Source organism: uncultured Enorma sp. (genome assembly GCA_905210055.1).
Classification (GTDB): domain Bacteria; phylum Actinomycetota; class Coriobacteriia; order Coriobacteriales; family Coriobacteriaceae; genus Enorma.
On sequence record CAJLVH010000001.1, the window covers coordinates 59,216 to 76,520 of the forward strand.

Annotated in this window: 12 protein-coding genes and 1 pseudogene; 4 read left to right on the forward strand and 9 right to left on the reverse strand. The window is 65.5% G+C overall.

The features are described 5' to 3' along the window. Window positions 1-193 precede the first annotated feature (193 nt). The 8 genes from QZ079_RS00280 to QZ079_RS00315 form a co-directional block, all read right to left on the reverse strand. The gene (locus QZ079_RS00280) at window positions 194-1,732 is read right to left on the reverse strand and encodes an ABC transporter substrate-binding protein (protein WP_297033518.1); all 1,539 of its coding nucleotides are present in this window, start codon (window positions 1,730-1,732) and stop codon (window positions 194-196) included. A 110-nt stretch (window positions 1,733-1,842) separates the two neighbouring features. Then, the gene (locus QZ079_RS00285; protein WP_297033522.1) at window positions 1,843-3,393 is read right to left on the reverse strand and encodes an ABC transporter substrate-binding protein; all 1,551 of its coding nucleotides are present in this window, start codon (window positions 3,391-3,393) and stop codon (window positions 1,843-1,845) included. Between the two features lie 72 nt (window positions 3,394-3,465). Then, window positions 3,466-4,368 (reverse strand): ABC transporter permease, encoded by a 903-nt coding sequence (locus QZ079_RS00290; protein WP_297033525.1) that lies wholly within the window; start codon window positions 4,366-4,368, stop codon window positions 3,466-3,468. Window positions 4,369-4,374: 6 nt separating this feature from the next. Then, window positions 4,375-4,737, reverse strand: a complete 363-nt coding sequence (locus tag QZ079_RS00295; protein WP_297033528.1) for an ABC transporter permease — start codon at window positions 4,735-4,737, stop codon at window positions 4,375-4,377. Then, entirely contained in the window at window positions 4,623-5,300 is a 678-nt protein-coding gene (locus tag QZ079_RS00300; protein WP_297033531.1) for an ABC transporter permease, read from the reverse strand. The genes QZ079_RS00295 and QZ079_RS00300 overlap by 115 nt, the downstream gene beginning before the upstream one ends. After that, the gene (locus tag QZ079_RS00305) at window positions 5,294-7,279 is read right to left on the reverse strand and encodes a prolyl oligopeptidase family serine peptidase (RefSeq protein ID WP_297033533.1); all 1,986 of its coding nucleotides are present in this window, start codon (window positions 7,277-7,279) and stop codon (window positions 5,294-5,296) included. The genes QZ079_RS00300 and QZ079_RS00305 overlap by 7 nt, the downstream gene beginning before the upstream one ends. 1 nt (window position 7,280) lies before the next feature. Next, window positions 7,281-8,432, reverse strand: coding sequence for an amidohydrolase family protein (locus tag QZ079_RS00310; RefSeq protein WP_297033535.1), 1,152 nt, complete (start codon window positions 8,430-8,432; stop codon window positions 7,281-7,283). After that, a complete protein-coding gene (locus QZ079_RS00315; protein WP_297033536.1) occupies window positions 8,423-9,589 on the reverse strand; it encodes an amidohydrolase family protein in 1,167 nt (388 codons plus the stop codon). The genes QZ079_RS00310 and QZ079_RS00315 overlap by 10 nt, the downstream gene beginning before the upstream one ends. 472 nt (window positions 9,590-10,061) lie before the next feature. On the opposite strand from QZ079_RS00315, the gene QZ079_RS00320 reads away from it, so the two are divergent. From QZ079_RS00320 to QZ079_RS00330, 3 genes are all read left to right on the forward strand, one after another. Beyond that, a complete protein-coding gene (locus QZ079_RS00320) occupies window positions 10,062-12,677 on the forward strand; it encodes an ATP-dependent helicase (protein WP_297033539.1) in 2,616 nt (871 codons plus the stop codon). Window positions 12,678-12,751: 74 nt separating this feature from the next. After that, complete coding sequence (brnQ, locus tag QZ079_RS00325) at window positions 12,752-14,098, forward strand: branched-chain amino acid transport system II carrier protein (protein ID WP_297033542.1); 1,347 nt, start codon at window positions 12,752-12,754, stop codon at window positions 14,096-14,098. A 261-nt stretch (window positions 14,099-14,359) separates the two neighbouring features. Beyond that, window positions 14,360-15,322, forward strand: coding sequence for an ROK family protein (locus QZ079_RS00330; RefSeq protein ID WP_297033545.1), 963 nt, complete (start codon window positions 14,360-14,362; stop codon window positions 15,320-15,322). Window positions 15,323-15,376: 54 nt separating this feature from the next. On the opposite strand, the gene QZ079_RS00335 is transcribed toward QZ079_RS00330, so the two are convergent. Beyond that, a complete protein-coding gene (locus tag QZ079_RS00335; RefSeq protein ID WP_297033549.1) occupies window positions 15,377-16,057 on the reverse strand; it encodes a GntR family transcriptional regulator in 681 nt (226 codons plus the stop codon). Window positions 16,058-16,508: 451 nt separating this feature from the next. Here QZ079_RS00335 and QZ079_RS00340 point away from each other — a divergent pair. Further along, a pseudogene (locus QZ079_RS00340) lies at window positions 16,509-17,305 on the forward strand (mannitol dehydrogenase family protein); the annotation flags it as partial.

Genomic DNA, 17,305 nt, shown 5'->3' on the forward strand with positions numbered 1-17,305 from the left:
GCTTCTCCTCCTCGTGATTGCCCGGTGCCTGGGCACCTACGCATCATGTGGTCGGTATCGGTTCATGCCGCCCGGCGTTAGCCCACATCTGCCTGCGGCGCCGTGGCGCGTCGAGCGGCATGAAGCGATACGGTGGGCGCCCCGAAGGGCGCGGGCTCGCGCAGAACCCGCGCCCCCAGAGCACGCGGCTCGCTTACTTGGTGAGCTTGCCGAGGTAGTACACGTAGGTACCGGCCGAAGAGGGCAGGTAGCCCTCGATGCCCTTCGTGTACACGTCGTAGTTCACGGTGTCGTACAGCGGCACGATTGGGCACTCGACCTGCATGTCGTTCAGGATCTCGACCACGAGGTCGTGGCGCTCCACGACGCTCGGGATGGCGTTCATCTCGGCGATCTTGGCCTTGAGCTCATCGGAGATGGGGTAGTAGTACACCGAGGTGTCGCCGAGCAGCAGCTGGATGAAGCTGTCCGTGGCGAGCATGTCGGTGCCGAGCGCGTTGATGAACATCTGGAGCGTCTGGTCCATGAGCTTGGAGGACCAGGTGTTGACGTCGACGCTCTCGACCTCGACGTTGATGCCGATGGCGGCGAGGTCCTGCTGGATGCACTGGGCGCACTGCGCGCCGGCCTCGTCGCTCGCGGTGATGGTGTAGGTCTGGGAGAGGTCGGTCGAGGACTTAGCGAGCTCTTCCTTGGCGAGCTCGGGATCGTAGGCTTCGAAGGTCACGACGCCGTCGTAGTCCTCGCCGAGGAGTTTCTTGGCGAAGAACTGCGTCGCGGGCGTGGCAGCGCCGCCCGTCACGACGTCGACGATGTTCTGCGTGTTGATGGCGTGGAAGATGGCACTGCGGAAGGCCTGGTCGCCCACGAGTACGCCGAGCATCTGCTGGCCCCACGCCTCGAACTCGACGACGTTGAGGTTCGCGTCCTCGCGCGCGGTCTCGACGGCGGTCTCGGCCATCATGGAGACGCAGTTCACCTCGCCGTTCTGGAGGGCGACGAGCGAGGTCGAGGAGTCCACGGGCGCCTGGACGACGACCGTCTTGAAGGCGGGCGCGCCGCCCCAGTAGTCCTCGTTGGCCTTGAGGGTGACGGTGCGGGCCTCGTCGACGGACTCGAAGGTGTAGGCGCCGGAGCCGACGGGCGGCTGGGCGGCGTAGTCGTTCGCCTCAGGGTCATAGGAGCCGTTGGGGATGACGTAGATGGTCTCGGCGAGGATGTTCATCCACGAGGTGTCGTCGCGCACGACGCCGATCTCGACGGTCTTGTCGTCGACCTTGGTGATGCCGGAGATGTAGTTGGACATGTAGGGGCCCTGCGAGGGGTCGGCGCTGAGCATTTCCCAGCTGTAGACGACGTCGTCGGCCGTGACGGGAGCGCCGTCGGAGAAGCTCGCGTCGCGGAGCGTGGCGGTGACGACGTTGCCGTTCTGCTCGCAGGTGTCGACGAGCATGGGCTGCACGTTGCCCTCGCCATCGAACATGAACAGGTTGTCGAAGACGGAGTGCATGGTGACCTTGTCGACACCCGTGCCCATGATGGGGTCGAACGAGTCGTTGCTCGCGACCGAGATCATCGTGAACGTGTCGGTGAGCGCGATGCCGCCCGCGGCGTCACCCGATCCGCTGCCAGCGTTGCCGCCGCAACCGGCAAGGCCGCCCACGCCCAACATGGCGAGGATCGCGGCCGAGCCGCCCACGAACTGCCTGCGCGAGACCTGTGGAGTGCTCATGATCCTGTTCCTTCCTTCCTGGGACGTCCGTCCCATATCTTCTGGGGTGCGAGCACACCCCGGTGTACCGTAGATACCCCGCCGGCCGCGATGCCTGCGGGGGCCGGCGGCTACTTCTGCTCGTTCGTGAAGTCGCCGAGGTAGTACGCGTACGTCGCGCTCGAGGACGGCAGGACGCCGCCGAGCCCCTTGGTGTACACGTCGAAGTTGTTCTTGTCGTAGAGCGGCACGATGGGTGCCTCTTCCACCATGTCCTCCATGATCTCGATGACGAGCTCGCGGCGGTCGGCGATGCTCGGGATGGCGAGCATGTCGGCGACCTTCTGACGCAGCTCGTCGGAGACGGGGAAGTAATAGAACGACCCCTCCGCGAGGAAGAGCTCCTCGAAGCTGTCGGGCGTGAGCATGTCGGTGCCGAACGCGCTCACGAACATCTGGGCGGTCTTGTCGATGAGCGCCTGCGAGAACGTGTTCATGTCGACGGCCGCCACCTCAGTGGTGATGCCGATCTGCGCGAGGTCCTCCTGGATGCACTGGGCGACGTCGGCCGCGTCGGGCGTGGTGATGGTGAACGTCTGCGTAAGGTCCATCTCGGTCTGGGCGATGTACTCCTTGGCAAGGTCGAGGTCGTACCCGGTGAACTCGACGCAGCCGGCGAGGTCGCCCATGACCTTCTTCGCGAACATGTCCTGCGCGGGCTCGCCCTCGCCCTCGTTGCAGATGTCGAGGATGCGCTGGCGGTCGATGGCGTGGAAGATGGCCTGGCGGAACGGCTGGTCGCCCACGCAGATGCCGAGCAGCTGCTGCGACCAGGAGGCGAAGGTGCTCACCTCGAGGTTCGGGTCCTCGCGCGCGGTGGACACCGCGGTGAGCGCGATCTGCGTCACGAGGTTCGCCTCGCCGTTCTGGAGCGCCACGAGCGCCGTGGAGCTATCCACGGGCGCCTGGACGTGCACGGTCTTGAACTCGGGCGCGCCGCCCCAGTAGTCCTCGTTGGCGGCGAGGGTGACGGTGCGCGCCTCGTCGACGGACTCGAGCGTGTAGGCGCCGGAACCCGTGGGAGCAGAGGAGGAGTAGTCGTCCTCCGCGTCGTACGTCGCGGCCTCCATGATGTAGAGGTATTCGGTGATGACGTTCTTCCACAGCTCGTCGTCGCGCAGGGAATGCACGAGGACGGTCGTGTCGTCCACCTTCTCGATGCCGGAGATGTACGTGCGGATGTAGGGGCCATTCACCGGGTCGTTCTCGTAGACGTCGAACGAGAACACGACGTCGTCGGCCGTGACGGGGTTGCCGTCGGTGAAGGCGACGTCGTCGCGGATCTTGATGGTGACGTCGAAGCCGTCCTGCTCGTAGCTCTCGGCCAGCATGGGCTGCATGTTGCCGTCGGCGTCGAACTGGAAGAGCGAGTCAAAGAGCGCGTGGAGCACGACCTTGTCGAAGCCTGCGGAGGCGTTCACCGGGGTGAAGGTCGCGTTGGTAATCATCGAGATGATGGTGAGCTCGTCGCCGAGCTCGATGCCGTAGGCGCCCGCAGAGCCGGCCGAGCCGCTGCCGCCGCCGTTGCCGCCGCAGCCGGCGAGCCCGCCCACGCCCATGAGGGCGAGGACCGCGGACGCACCGCCCACGAACTGCCTGCGCGAGACCTGTGGAGTTACCATATGTTCGTTCCTTTCCAAGAAGTGCCGCCCTGCCCGCGCGCGGCGCGCGCGACGTGCGGGCGTTGCCTGCGTCTATCGGCTATGCGGATCGAGCGAATCGGTGAGGCCGTCGCCCAGGAGGTTGAAGCACAGCGAGGTGATAAGCACCGCGATGCCGGGGAACACGATGAGATACGGCGCGGTGCGGATGAGCGGCAGCGCGTCGTTGATCATGGCGCCCCACTCGGGCGTGGGCGGCTGGATGCCCATGCCGAGGAAGCTCATGCTCGAGGCCGAGATGATGGAGCCCGAGATGTTCATGAGCACGTTCACGAGGATGGGGCCGAATGCGTTCGGCAGCACGTGGCGCCAGATGATCTGCGGCGTGGTGACGCCCGCGGCGCGCGCGGCCTCGACGTATTCATTCTGCACGACGCCGATGACGATGGAGCGCACGATGCGCGCCGTGCCCGGCACGCTCGTCACCACGAGGGCGATGATGATGCCGTGCATGCCGCGGCCGATGACCGCCACGAGGGCGAGCATGAGCAGAAGCGACGGGATGCACACGAGCGAGTCCATGATGCGCATGACCACGATGTCGAACGTGCCGCCCAGGTAGGCGCAGGCAGAGCCGATGGCCGTGCCGATGACGAGCGAGAGCGCCGCCGTGGTGAGGCCGAAGAACAGCGAGTAGCGCGCGCCGTAGATGGTGCGGGCGAACACGTCGCGTCCGAAGGAGTCCGTGCCGAACCAGTGCTCCGCCGAGGGCGGCTGCAGGCGTGCCGAGGCGGTGATGGCCGTGATCTGCTCCTCGCTGAAGATGAAGCCGGAGACGACGGCAGCGATGAGGATGAGAACGAGCACCACGAGCGCCACGACGGAGATCTTATGCCGCATGAACGCGTTGACGACGTCGCGGGTCTGGCTGCCGCCCGTTTCGACGGCGGCCTTCACGAGCTTCTCCTCGCGCTTCTTGGATCGTTTCGTAACCATGCGTCATCACGCCTTTTCAATGCTGTCGCGGAACTTGGGGTTGAGCAGGGCGTTCACCAAGTCGAGCACGAGCATGATGAGCATGTAGGTGAACGAGAGGAAGAGCGTCGCGCCCAGCACGATGGGCGTGTCCTTCATGTTGATGGCGTTCAGGATGGCGCTGCCGAAGCCCGGCAGGCCGAAGACCTGCTCGGCGATGATGGCTCCACCGAGAAGCCCTGCGAAGCTCATGCCGAGGTTCGTGAGCACGGGCATCATGGCGTTGCGGATGACGTGGATGAACACGATGCGATTCTCGCCCGCGCCCTTCGCCCGCGCCGTGCGCACGTAGTCCTGGTTGAACTCGTCGAGCATGGTGATGCGCACCATGCGCGCCACGTAGGCCGCGCTCGGCAGGGCGAGCGTGGCGACGGGCAGCACGAGGTGGCGCCGATGCCGTGCGAGGGGAGGATGCCCAGCTGCAGGGAGAAGAGCAGCATGAACATGAGACCGAGCCAGAAGCTCGGGATGGAGGCGAAGAGGAGCGCCACCGTGGTGGTGCCCACGTCGACCGCCGTGCCCTTTTTCAGGGCCGCGAGCACGCCGATGGGGATGCCGAGCGCCGCGGAGAAGAGCACCGCGAGGAAGGCCACCGTGAGCGTGGTGGGGAACTTGGGGATGAGGATGTTCGCCACCGAGTTGTGCTGGGTGTACGACTCGCCGAAGTCACCCTGGAGGGCGCCGGCCATGTAGTCGATATAGCGCTCGGGCAGCGGGCGGTCGTAGCCAACGGAGTGGTTGAACGCCTCGATCTGCTCGGGCGTGGCGTTCACGCCGAGCGCCGCCTGTCCGGGCGTGCCGGGTGAGAGCGACAGCACCACGAAGGTGAGCACCGACACGATGAACACCGACGGGATGATGAACAGGATGCGCTTGATCATGTATTTCAGCATGAGCCGATTCCTTCCAGGTGCTCCTCCAGGAAGAGGTGCATCTCGGCGATGGTGTGCCAGAACTCATCCGGCGTGCCGCCGCGGTTGTGGCTGCCGTGCGCCAGCACGCGCAGCAGGATGGGCGCGTCCCCGGTCGTCGCGGCCTGCATGCGGGCGGCGAATTTCTTGCCGTGGTAGGGCGGGACGTTGTTGTCGCACTCGCCCGTCTGGATGTAGGTGGGCGGGTAGGCGACCTCGCGCACATTGAAGTAGGGGGAGTACGAGAGCAGGTACTCGAACATCTCCTTCGAGGCGCGCGGGTCGCCGTACTCGGTGATGTACATGGGCCCGCGGTCGTCGTCGGCGACGTGGATCATGTCGGTCTGGGGCACGGAGTCGATCACGCAGCCCCACAGGTCCGGGCGCATGGTCACGAGCGCGCTCATGAGCAGGCCGCCGTTCGAGCAGCCCACGATGCCGATGTTGCCGGCGCGCGTCCAGCCGTCCTCGATGAGCTGCTCGGTGACGCCGATGAAGTCCTCGTAGCAGTGGCGCTTGGAGTCGAGCATGCCGGCCTCGTGCCACGCCGGGCCGTACTCGCTGCCGCCGCGCAGGTTGAGCTGGACGTACACGCCGCCGGCCTCCACCCAGCGCGGGACCTCGGTCATCGAGACGAGCTCGGTGTACCAGGGCAGGGTTGGGCTGTTGTAGCCGCCGTAGGCGTACATGAGCGCGGGCGCGGTGCCGTCGGGCTTCGCGTCGCGGGCGCGCACGAGTTGGTAGGGGATGAGCGTGCCGTCGCCCGTGGAGGGGGCGAAGTGCTGCTCCACCACGATGTCGGGATGGGTGGCGTCGCTCGTGGCGTAGACCTTCTCGAAGCGCTCGCCGTCGAAGGCCAGGATGCACGGGGGCATGGTGAAGCTCTGGAACGAGAGGAAGGCGCGGGCGTCGTCCTTGCCGGCCACGCTAAGCTCACCCATGGGGTCGGGCAGCTCGATGGCCTCGCCCGTGGCGACGTCGATGAGGCGGGCGCTCACGTCCTCGAGGGCGAGCGCGTAGAGCTTGCCCGCGCACGAGAAGCCGCCCGTGAGGAAGAAGCGATCCTGCGGGGCGAGCACGGTGCGCCGGGTCCCGTCGTTCGCGACGGCGACGACCTCGCCGTGGTCGTTCGCGCTCGTGGAGACGAAGCAATGGCCGTCGGCCGTGGTGTCGATGTACTGCCACGCCTCGGGCGCCTCGGAGAGGCGGTGCACCGCGCCGGTGGCGGTGTCGCAGGCGTACCACAGCGCGCGGGAGTAGTCGCCCGCCGCGCCGAAGAGCGCCCAGCGGCCGTCGCCGGACATCTCGACGTAGGCGATGATGTAGTTCTCGTCCGGGGCGAAGAGTGTCTCCTCGATGCCCGTCGCGGGGTCGTAGCAGCGCCAGGAGCTGCGGCACTCGTGCGTCTCGAGGCTCGACTCGGTGAGCGCGTAGTAGATCTTGCCCGTCGCGCGCGACCACGCGATGGAGAACGTGCCGTCGGCCTTGAAGACGGGCTCCTCGCGCTCGAGGTCGTAGACGACCACGGACGGGCGCGCCGCGCCCATGTGCTGGGCGAAGAGGCCGATGATGTCGGTGCGGCCGGGCGCGGGCAGCGCGCGGAAGAGCTCGAGGTCGCCGAGGCCGGGCAGGTCCTTCAGGGTGCCCGCCTCGTTGAAGTCGGCGTCGAGGACCGCGATGTCGTAGCCGCCGCCGTCGGTGGAGCGCGAGGTCACGTAGCCCGCTCCGAGGGGCTCGACCGTCATGTAGTTCTCGGGCAGCTGCGTCGCCTTGAGCTGGGCGATCTTCTCGTCGACGCCGCGGTCGGCGAAGTAGGCGTCCGTGTAGGCGTTCTCGCGCGCCACGAAGTCGCGCACCTCGGGGTCGTCCTTGTCGCGCAGCCAGGTGTAGGGGTCGGGGAGCTCGATGCCGTGCCAGTTCTCAACCACGTCGACCGTCTTGCACTCAGGGTAGTTCCTCATGCTAGGCCTCCTCGGAAAAGACCGTCGCGCCGTCGATGATGACGCGCTTGAGCACGGCGTCCGTGGCCTCGGAGGGCAGCGCGGTCCAGATGCAGAGGTCGGCGTCCTTGCCCACCTCGAGCGTGCCCACGCGGTCCTCGACGCCGATGATGCGCGCGGCGTTCGACGTGACCATGGCGAGCGCGCGCACCGGGTCCATGCCCCAGCGGACGGCTTCGCCCATCTCGAAGATGAGCTGGTTCTTCACGGTGATGGGGCCGTCGGTCATGACGGCCACGGGGATGCCGCGCTCGTCCAGGCCGGCGCAGCACTCGGGGTCGAGCTTGCCGCCCTCGCCCGGGAAGAGGGGCTCGGCGGTGGGCCCGAAGATGACGCCGCGCACGTGCGGGTCGGAGAGCGTGTCGTAGAAGTCGCTCGCGCCCTGGGCGTGGTCGATGGTGACCTCGATGTCGAAGTCGCGGGCGATCTCGACCACCTGGGTCATGTCGTGCATGTAGGTGTGGACCTTGAGCGGGATCTCCTTCTTGAGGACGGGGATGCCGTGCTCGAGGCCGAGGTCGAACTCGGGCGCCTGCTTCTCGGGATCGGCTGCCGCCTCCTCCTTCCGGCGCAGGTAGTCCTGGACGTCACGCAGGTAGGAACGGAGCAGGTAGATGATGCTCATGCGGGTCATGGGGCTCTTGGTCTGCTTGGAGTACACGCCCTTGGGGTTGATGCCCGTGGCGGCCTTGAGCACGGCGGGGTGCTTGATGAGGCGGTCGTCGCCCGCGCTCTTGAGCACGATGCCCCAGCCGCCGATGACGTTGCCGGAGCCCGGCACGAGACAGCTCGTGGTGATGCCCTGCTCGAGGTTCCTCTCGAAAAACTCGCTCGTGGGGTCGATGCCGTAGAGGGCGTCGAGCTCGGGCGTGCGGGGCGTCGTGAGCTCGTTCAGATCCTGCTGCTCGCCGTGGCCGCCGAAGCCGCCCACGTGGCTGTGCGCGTCCACGAAGCCGGGCGTCACGACCATGCCGGCGGCGTCGATGACCTCGGCGCCGGGGATATCGATCGTCTCGGCGATCGCGGCGATCTTGCCGCCGTCGATGGCGATGTCGGCGCGCGTCACGCCCGTCTCGGCCATGGTGTAGAGGGTGGCTCCCTTGATCACATGCATGTCTTCTCGTCCCCTTCCGCGTAGACGACCTCGCCGGCCTGGAAGGTGCGCACCGCATGCGCATCGTAGGTCTTGAGGGGGTTCGCGCTCCATACGCACACGTCGGCGCGCATGCCGGGCGCGATGGCGCCGATGGTGTCCCCGACGCCCAGGATCTTCGCCGGGGCGGAGGTGATGGCGGTGAGCACGCGCTCCTCGTCGTGGAGCTCCTTCATGAGCTCGGCCGCGTTCCAGATGAGGTCCTCGCGCGCGCCGAGGGTGTTGGAGTACTCGCCGGCGAGCGCCACGTCGACGCCCTTGTCCATGAGCTTGGCGACGGCCTTCCACGAGAAGGGCGCGGGGGCGCCGGCCTCGTCGAGCGGGGAGCTCGGGTTGCGCACGATGAGCGACACGCCGCGCTCGACCATCCAGTCCTCGTCGCCCGTGAGGCCCGAGCCGTTCATGACGACGAACCGCACCTTGGGATACTTTGCGAGGATGTCGCGGACGTGCGCGATGGCGACGCCGCTGTCGCACGAGACGATGAGCGGCATCTCGCCCTCGACCACGGGCTTGAGCGCCGCGAGCTTGTCGTTCGGCTTCTCCTCGGGCTTGGGATCGTAGGCCTCGGCCAGGCGGAGCTGCTCGTCGAAGTGGGTGAAGATCCACATGCGGGTCTGCGGGGCGGCGCCGCGCTTGCCGTAGGCGTCGCGCATGCTGCCCATGACGGAGGCCGCCATGGCGACGTTGCGCTTGATGAGGAGGTCGTAGGGGTTCACGCCCGTGAGGCCGACGACGGAGACGGTGCCGCCGAAGAGGTTGTTGTCCGTGGGGGCGACGCCCTGCGCCGTGAGGCCCCAGGCGCCGAACTGCTGCGTCGTGGCGGCGCGGCCGTTGAACGCGTAGAACGCCTCGAGCTCCGGCGTGATGGGATCGGAGAGCTCGTCGTTGTCCTGGGAGGACGGGCGGATCTCGGTCATGGAGCCGTTGACGCCCCAGTGGCCGATCGCCTGGACGAAGCCGGGCATGACCTCCATTCCGGCGGCGTCGAAGACCTCCTCGCCCTCGCAGGCCGTGAGATCCGGGGCGACCTCGGTGATCTTGCCGTCTTCGATGCGGACGCTCGCAGGGAACGCGCTGCCCCTGCCATCATGGACGGTGCCGTTTGCGATGAGCATGGACCCTCCTTTTTGATATATACGACCATGAAACTAAATCACTTTGACAAAGTGGCGCATAGTTTGTATACAGGGGTCACCCCGGTTCCAGAAACGAAACAATTGCTGGAGGCGCGTGCGCCCAGGGCGTGCGTGTATCGTTTAGAGTCCCGTATTCGCGCATCTGTATTCAATAACATGGCAATTTGCTTGAATAGCATTCTGCGTCCCGGATATGCCCGCATTCGTGCTCATCTTGCCTCCGGGTGGGCACTGGTTCCCATGCGGCGGTATGCGCGCCCTCGCCCCGCCGCGTCTCCCTGCGCGCCCTGCCCTCCTGTGCAGCGCCGCGCCCGACTCTCCCGTCCCGCGCCCCATCCCTAGCCGCTGCCGCCGGGGCGCCGTTCGGATAACCACGCCGGGTTCATATCCCTGTCCGGGCGGGCAGGTATACTAAGTGCGCTCAACCCGGAACGTTCGGAGGTCCGCTTCCATGCCCACGTACGCTGTAGACATCGATTCGCTCAACCCCGCGCAGCGGGAGGCCGTGCTCACCACCGAGGGGCCGCTTCTGGTACTCGCCGGCGCGGGTTCGGGCAAGACGCGCGTGCTCACCTACCGCATCGCGCACATCGTGGCCGATCTGGACGTCCGCCCGTGGCGCATCCTCGCCATCACCTTCACCAACAAGGCGGCGGCCGAGATGCGCGAGCGCCTGCAGGCGCTCCTGCCGGACGGCACGCGCGGCATGTGGGTGTGCACGTTCCACGCCATGTGCGTGCGCATGCTGCGCGAGGACGCCGACCTGCTGGGCTACACCGGGCAGTTCACCATCTATGACGACGACGATTCGCGCCGCATGGTGCGCGACATCATGCAGGCGCTCGGCATCGAGCAGAAGCAGTTCCCGCTCAACATGATCCGCTCGAAGATCAGTGCGGCGAAAAACGCCATGGTAGGGCCGGAGGAATTCAGCCGCATGGCGAACACGCCGCCCGAGCAGAAGGCTGCGCAGGTGTACCTCGAGCTCGAGCGGCGCTTGCGCGCGGCGAACGCTATGGACTTCGACGACCTTCTGGTGCGTGCGCTCGAGCTGCTGCGCACGCGCCCCGAGGTGCTCGAGAAGTATCAGGAGCGTTTCCGCTACATCAGCGTGGACGAGTACCAGGATACGAACCACGTGCAGTACGAGATCGCGAACCTCTTGGCCGCGAAGTATCAGAATCTCATGGTGGTGGGTGACGACGACCAGTCAATCTACAGCTGGCGCGGCGCGGACATCTCGAACATCCTCGATTTCGAGCAGGACTTCCCCCAGGCGCGCGTCGTGAAGCTCGAGCAGAACTACCGCTCCACGGGGCACATCCTCTCGGCAGCCAACGCCGTGGTGCGCCATAACTCGCAGCGCAAGGACAAGCGCCTGTTCACGGCGGAGGGCGACGGCGAGAAGATCCAGGCCTACCAGGCGAGTGACGAGCGCGACGAAGGCCGTTGGATCGCCGGCGAGATCGAGAAGCTGCACGCCGGCGGCATGAGCTACGACGACATCGCGGTGTTCTATCGCACGAATGCTCAGTCGCGCATCCTGGAAGATATGTTCTTGCGCGCGGGCGTGCCCTACAAGATCGTGGGCGGTACGCGCTTCTTCGATCGTGCGGAAATCCGCGACGTCATGGCCTACCTCAAGATGGTGGTGAACCCGGCTGACGAGATGAGCGTGAAGCGTGTCATCAACACGCCGCGTCGCGGCATCGGCTCGACCTCCATCGCCAAGATCGAGGCGCTCGCGCGGCAGAACCGCTGCAGCTTCTTCCAGGCGTGCGAGTTCGCGTGCGCCGAGACGAGCATGTTCAGCGCTAAGGTGCGTGCTGCGCTCGGCGATTTCGTGGCGCTCGTGCGCGAGGGCCGTCGCATGGACGGCGAGCTCCAGCGCGTGGTCGAGGCGATTGTGGAAAAGAGCGGCCTGGTGCAGGCGCTGCGTGCGGAAGGCACGATGGAGGCCGAGGGTCGCGTGGAGAACATTCAGGAATTCCTGGGCGTTGCCGCGGAATTTGAAGAGAGCCACGACGACATCGAGGGCACGCTCGAGAGCCTGGAAGAGCTCCGCGCCGCCGGCCTCGCCGACCTGACATTGGGCGACCCGCCAGAGGGGACGGGGGATATTGGCTGGGGCGCGGGGGACAACGTCCCGTTCCCCAGCGCAAACGCATCTGTGGACGGTCTGCCGGTGGGCGCGGCAATGGCTCCCGCGCCCCAGCCAATATCCCCCGTCCCCTCTGGCGGGTCGGCACCCGGTGAGATCGAGCGCACGTATGGCCCCTTGGCTTGCGCCGCGTTGCCGGCGCTGCTCGAGTGGCTTGCGCTCCGCAGCGACCTCGACGCACTTGCGGGGGAGAGTCGCGCCATCACCATGATGACCGTGCACTCCGCGAAGGGTTTGGAGTTCCCGGCGGTGTTCGTCGCCGGCCTCGAAGAGGGCATCTTCCCGCACGTCGCCGGCTTCAGCGATGATCCGGCCAAGCTCGAGGAGGAGCGCCGCCTCGCTTACGTCGCCATCACGCGCGCCCGCAAGCGCCTCTTCCTCACGTATGCTGCCACGCGCCGCACCTACGGCTCCACGCAAACGAACCCCCGCAGCCGCTTCGTGGGTGAGATTCCTGCCTCGGACATCGAGTTTTCTGGTGTCGGCTCTGCCGGCTTCGAGGGTACGGGCTGGGAGAAGCGCGGCGACCGACATGGCACGTTCGGATCCGGCAGAGGTTCAGATATGTACGGCGGCCGCGTGTTCGGCTCGTTCACGCGCTCGGCAGGCGGCGCACAGCGCCATCACGGCATCAGCCCCGATGCCGGCCTTAAGCCGGCGACCTTCGGCAGCGGCACGAGTCGCGTTGCTCGCGGTGCAGCTCCAGCGCCAAAGGTTGAGCAACGCAGGCCAGACGCCGCGCGCGCGGCCGAGGTCTTCGCGCCCGGCGACACCGTGAGCCACAAGACGTTCGGCCAGGGCACCGTCATCTCCGCCTCGGGCGACATGATCGAGGTCAAGTTCGAGAAGACCGGCCAGGTGAAGAAACTCATGAAGGGCTTTGCGCCTATCGTGAAGGTAGGGTAGCGAGCGCTGCGGAGTAATACGCGCTAGAATGGTTCCTCGCTTTCAATGCTGATAGGGATGGCAACGGGGGAATCATGGCACGCACAGTTATGGATGCGCGTGAAGAATCGCAGCGCTTGGCGCCGCGCCAGACGCTTTTTGTGGGCGTGACGCTCTTCTCGATGTTCTTCGGCGCGGGGAACCTTATCTTGCCTCCGCTGTTGGGTGTGCAGGCAGGAACGTCTGTGCTGCCGGCGTTCGGCGGCTTTCTCCTTACCGGTGTGGGGTTGCCGGTGCTCGGTATCGTAGCGGTTGCGCTCGCCGGCACCGTCCGCGAGCTCGTCGACCGCGTGCACCCTGTGTTCTCCCACATCTTCGTGGCAGCGGTGTATTTAGCGATCGGGCCGTGTCTTGCCATTCCCCGCACGTCATCCACGGCGTTCGAGATGCTGGCCCCGCTCTTGCCCGAAGGAACCCCGCTCGAGACGGTGCGCCTGGTGTTCTCCGTCGCGTTTTTCGCAGTTGCCTACCTGCTCGCCATGCACCCCGGCAGGCTCACGCGCTTTCTGGGCAAGATTACCGGTCCCGCGCTCATCCTGCTTATCGTCGCCGTAGTCGGTGCGGCACTTGCCTCGTTCGCAAGCGGGGGAGTCGCCGCCGCGCCCGCTCCCTCGGCGCCCTACGATGCCAATGCGCCCGTCCAGGGCTTCCTGACCGGATACCAGACGATGGACCTCCTTGCCTCCCTTACATTCGGCATCGTGATCGCCACGAACATCAACGCGCTCGGCGTGACCGAGCCCGGGCGCGTCATGCGTACGGTGTGCGTTGCAGGCGTTATCGCAGGTGTGCTGCTCGTTGCCGTGTACGGCGGCCTGTGTTTGGTGGGCGCGGAGCTTTCCGCCCCGCTCGCAGGCGCCTCGAACGGCGCGGTGGTCATCACGGCCTCCGCAACGCTGCACTTTGGCGCGGTGGGAACGGTGGTCGTCGCGGCGATCTTCCTGCTCGCATGCCTGAACGTGTGCACGGGGCTTATCAGCTGCTGCGGCACGTATTTCGCCGAAGAGCTGCCGCGCGTGCCCTACCGTGGGTGGGCAGCCGCCTTCGCCGTGGTTTCATGCATCATCTCGAACTTCGGGCTCGATGCGATTCTCGCGTTCTCGGTTCCGCTGCTCAACGCTCTATATCCCATGGCGATCTGCCTTGTCGCCATGGGCATGCTGCACCGCGCGTGTGACCGTGTGCCGCTCGTCTGGCTCTTCGTGATCGTATTCGTAGGCGTGGTGAGCGCTTGTTCCGCCGTGCGCGACGCATTCGCACCGGCGGTATGGTTGCCGTTCGACGCGTTGCCGCTCGCCGACATGGGCCTCGGCTGGATCGCCCCCGCACTCGTGGGCGCCGCTGTGGGCGTGGTGGCATCGAAGCTCTGCAGCGCAAAATGAACCCAGCGTGCCATGAACGGCCCACAGTAAAAAGACCCCCATCGACTTTTTTACATGGCTCGATGCCCCTCTCACCAAGAATCCTTTTCAGGCCATGTAAAAAAGACGCTGCGACAAAGTTACGGGGCGCATTTGTATGCGCTCACCGAAACGATGCCGGCGGCCACCGCGCGCCGTGCCACAATGGCAGATGGTTGAAATCTGCGTGCGCTGACGCATGGGCATGCGGCGCGCCCGATGGCTTCGTGAAAGGACGGCAACATGGCGGCGAACGACAAGCTTTTCATCGGTCTCGACGTGGGCGGCACCTCCGTTAAGATGGGGCTTTTTGACGAACAGGGCGAATTGGTGGGTCGCGGGAGCGTGCCCACGCCGCCGCTCATCGATTCCGACGGCTACGCCGCTGTGACGGGCGGCATCACGAACGTCCTCGCCGCCGCGAGCGCTCAGGTCGAAAACGTCTACGGCATCGGCCTCGCCATCCCGTGTCCCGTGCCAGCGGACGGCGTCATTCGCATGCAGGCGAACATCCAGATCAATGCGCCCGGTCTCGAGGCAGCGCTCAAGCGCCATTGCCCCAATGCGACGGTCAAGTTCGAAAACGACGCGAATGCCGCCGCCATGGGCGAGTTGTGGGCAGGCGCGGCGCGCGGCCGCACGAGCTGCGTGTTCGTGACGATTGGCACGGGCGTGGGCGGTGGCATCGTCGTCGACGGACACGTGGTCTCGGGTATCGCGGGCGCGGGCGGCGAGATCGGTCATCTCTGCATGAATCCAGACGAAGAGCGCACCTGCGGCTGCGGTGGCAAGGGCCATCTCGAGCAGTACGCGTCTGCAACTGGCATCGTGACGAGCTATCTCAATGAATGCGAGAAGCGCGGTAGCCAGCCCGTGGAGCTCGATGGCCCCTCGGACTCCCGTTCCGTGTTTGCGGCCGCGAAGGCGGGCGACGAGGCCGCGTGGGCAGCCATCGACATCATGTGCGACTACCTGGGTCGCGCGCTTTCCATGATCGCGAACGTGGTCGATCCTGAGGCGTTCGTGCTGGGTGGCGGCACCTCGAATTCGTCCAACCTGTTCATGGACCGGCTCGAGGCGAGTTATCGGCGTTATGCCATCACCGTCACCGCGGACAAACCCATCGAGATTGCCTCGCTCAGCAACGACGCCGGCATCTACGGCGCGGCGTACGTGGCGCTGCAGGCACAGGAGGATGCGCGCTAGAACCGCTCGGATGTCCCAAAAAGGGACAGGAGCGTTTTGGGACATCCGCCTGGGTTAGAGCTGGTCGAAGTAATCGGGGAAGGCGTCGGTCACGGCGCGATACTCGGAGAACATGAGGTGCGCGTGCGCGATGGCGAGGAAGTTCGCTTCCTCGGGGTCGCGATCCATGATTGCCTGGAGCATCTGGTGATGCTGGGTCATGATGTTGCTCCAGTCGAGACCCTTCACTTGCGTGCGAAGCCAGCGGAACCGCTGGAGGTGCGTGTTGTGGGCCTCGAGCGTCGTCCAGATGGTATGGCGGCCGGCGATGTTGAAGATCGCCTGGTGGAATTCGTTGTCGTATTCGAAGAACGCGCGGGCATCGTTCGCAGTGAGGGCTTTCTCCTGTGCAGCGATGATCTTCTCGAAGGTCGCCTTCCCCTCGTCGGTGAGTCGGGCGCAGCATTCCCTGATGACGCAGCTCTCGAGGTGTTCGCGCATGAAGCGTGCGTCTTCAGCGCGGTGCAGGTCGATGCGCGAGACGTACGTGCCGCTTTGCGGAATGGTGTAGACGAGGCCGAGCTCAGAGAGCCGCACGAGCGCCTCGCGCACCGGCGTGCGACCAAGAGCGAACTGTTCTTCCAGATCGCGAACCGAGAGCTTCTGCCCGGGCGTGAGGTCGCAGTAGATGATGTCTTGCCGCAGCTTGTGATAGGCGATATGGGAAAGCGGCTGGTAGCCTGAGTTCTCGGTCATGATATGCCTTTCGTGGTGCGGCCAGGCGCGAGAGGTGGCAATTCGCGACCCCATTTTAGCGCACTGTTATACCAGTTTGGTTTACCAAGCACATTCGGCGGCGCATTTCGGATGCGCGCGATGCAGGGCGCTCGGTGTCCGATCTGCGACGTAGACGGGGTTGCTTATTGCTCTTCTAGGTGCATGGTCGCGGAGGGACCGAGAACCCCGGAATACGACAAGTGATATATCAACTGATAATAGAACGCTACTCAGCGGTGAGAATCGACTGTCTACAAATGAATAATCAGGAAAAATGCTTGCGTGCGTTTGAGCGGGTTTCAATCTGATATATTAGACACTAGTTCGCTTTGGGGGAGACGATTCTCCATTTCGGCTGGTATCCAGCATCAACGTGGATGGTATCGAAGAGGCGCGTGTGCCGCGGCTTCGAACGATGGGAGTTGTTCGTATGGTTTCGCTGAAGCAATGGCAGCAGTCCCGTGATGAACTTGCGAATATGGGGGTGAAGCTCCCCGCATTCGACGTCGACGCCACCCGCGAGGCCGGCTTGAAGCAGCCACGTTGGATCCATTTCGGCGGCGGTAACCTCTACCGCGCCTTCCATGCCGAGATCGCCCAGGATGTCATGGATGCTGGCGAGCTCGATCGCGGCCTCGTGGTGGTCGAGACGTTCAGCCCCTTCACCATCGATGAGGTCTACGCGCCCTACGACCAGAACATCCTGCAGGTCATCATGCATGAGGATGGCACGCTCGACGAGCGCGTCCTTGCGAGCACCGCGGCATCGTTTTTCTGCAACACCAAGCGCCCAGAGCACTATGAGCAGGTCAAGGCCTACTTTGAGAGCGACGAGCTGCAGCTTGCCACCTTCACCATTACGGAGAAGGGCTATGCCCTCAAGAACGCTGCGGGTGAGTTTTTCGGCTACGTGGCCGACGAGATCGCGAACGGTCCTGCGGCAGCGGCGAGTACCATGGGCATCGTCGCGGCGCTCCTGCTTGCACGCTATAATGCCAGCGCTGCTCCTATTGCCCTCGTTTCGACCGATAACTTCTCGCAGAACGGCCGCCGCTTCCGCGACGCCGTCCTTGCCGTGGCCGAGGGCTGGCTCAAGGCTGGCCATGTTGAGCAGGGCTTCATCGACTATGTGAGCGACGAGGGCTGCGTGAGCTTCCCCTGGTCCATGATCGACCGCATTACCCCGAACCCCGCCGAGGACGTTGCCAAGACGCTTGCGGACGAGGG

Bases quoted from the DNA above. Each gene is read 5' to 3' on its own strand.
- QZ079_RS00280 (WP_297033518.1), bottom strand. From the start codon at position 1,732: ATGAGCACTCCACAGGTCTCGCGCAGGCAGTTCGTGGGCGGCTCGGCC.
- QZ079_RS00285 (WP_297033522.1), bottom strand. From the start codon at position 3,393: ATGGTAACTCCACAGGTCTCGCGCAGGCAGTTCGTGGGCGGTGCGTCC.
- QZ079_RS00290 (WP_297033525.1), bottom strand. From the start codon at position 4,368: ATGGTTACGAAACGATCCAAGAAGCGCGAGGAGAAGCTCGTGAAGGCC.
- QZ079_RS00295 (WP_297033528.1), bottom strand. From the start codon at position 4,737: ATGGTGCGCATCACCATGCTCGACGAGTTCAACCAGGACTACGTGCGC.
- QZ079_RS00300 (WP_297033531.1), bottom strand. From the start codon at position 5,300: ATGCTGAAATACATGATCAAGCGCATCCTGTTCATCATCCCGTCGGTG.
- QZ079_RS00305 (WP_297033533.1), bottom strand. From the start codon at position 7,279: ATGAGGAACTACCCTGAGTGCAAGACGGTCGACGTGGTTGAGAACTGG.
- QZ079_RS00310 (WP_297033535.1), bottom strand. From the start codon at position 8,432: ATGCATGTGATCAAGGGAGCCACCCTCTACACCATGGCCGAGACGGGC.
- QZ079_RS00315 (WP_297033536.1), bottom strand. From the start codon at position 9,589: ATGCTCATCGCAAACGGCACCGTCCATGATGGCAGGGGCAGCGCGTTC.
- QZ079_RS00320 (WP_297033539.1), top strand. From the start codon at position 10,062: ATGCCCACGTACGCTGTAGACATCGATTCGCTCAACCCCGCGCAGCGG.
- brnQ (WP_297033542.1), top strand. From the start codon at position 12,752: ATGGCACGCACAGTTATGGATGCGCGTGAAGAATCGCAGCGCTTGGCG.
- QZ079_RS00330 (WP_297033545.1), top strand. From the start codon at position 14,360: ATGGCGGCGAACGACAAGCTTTTCATCGGTCTCGACGTGGGCGGCACC.
- QZ079_RS00335 (WP_297033549.1), bottom strand. From the start codon at position 16,057: ATGACCGAGAACTCAGGCTACCAGCCGCTTTCCCATATCGCCTATCAC.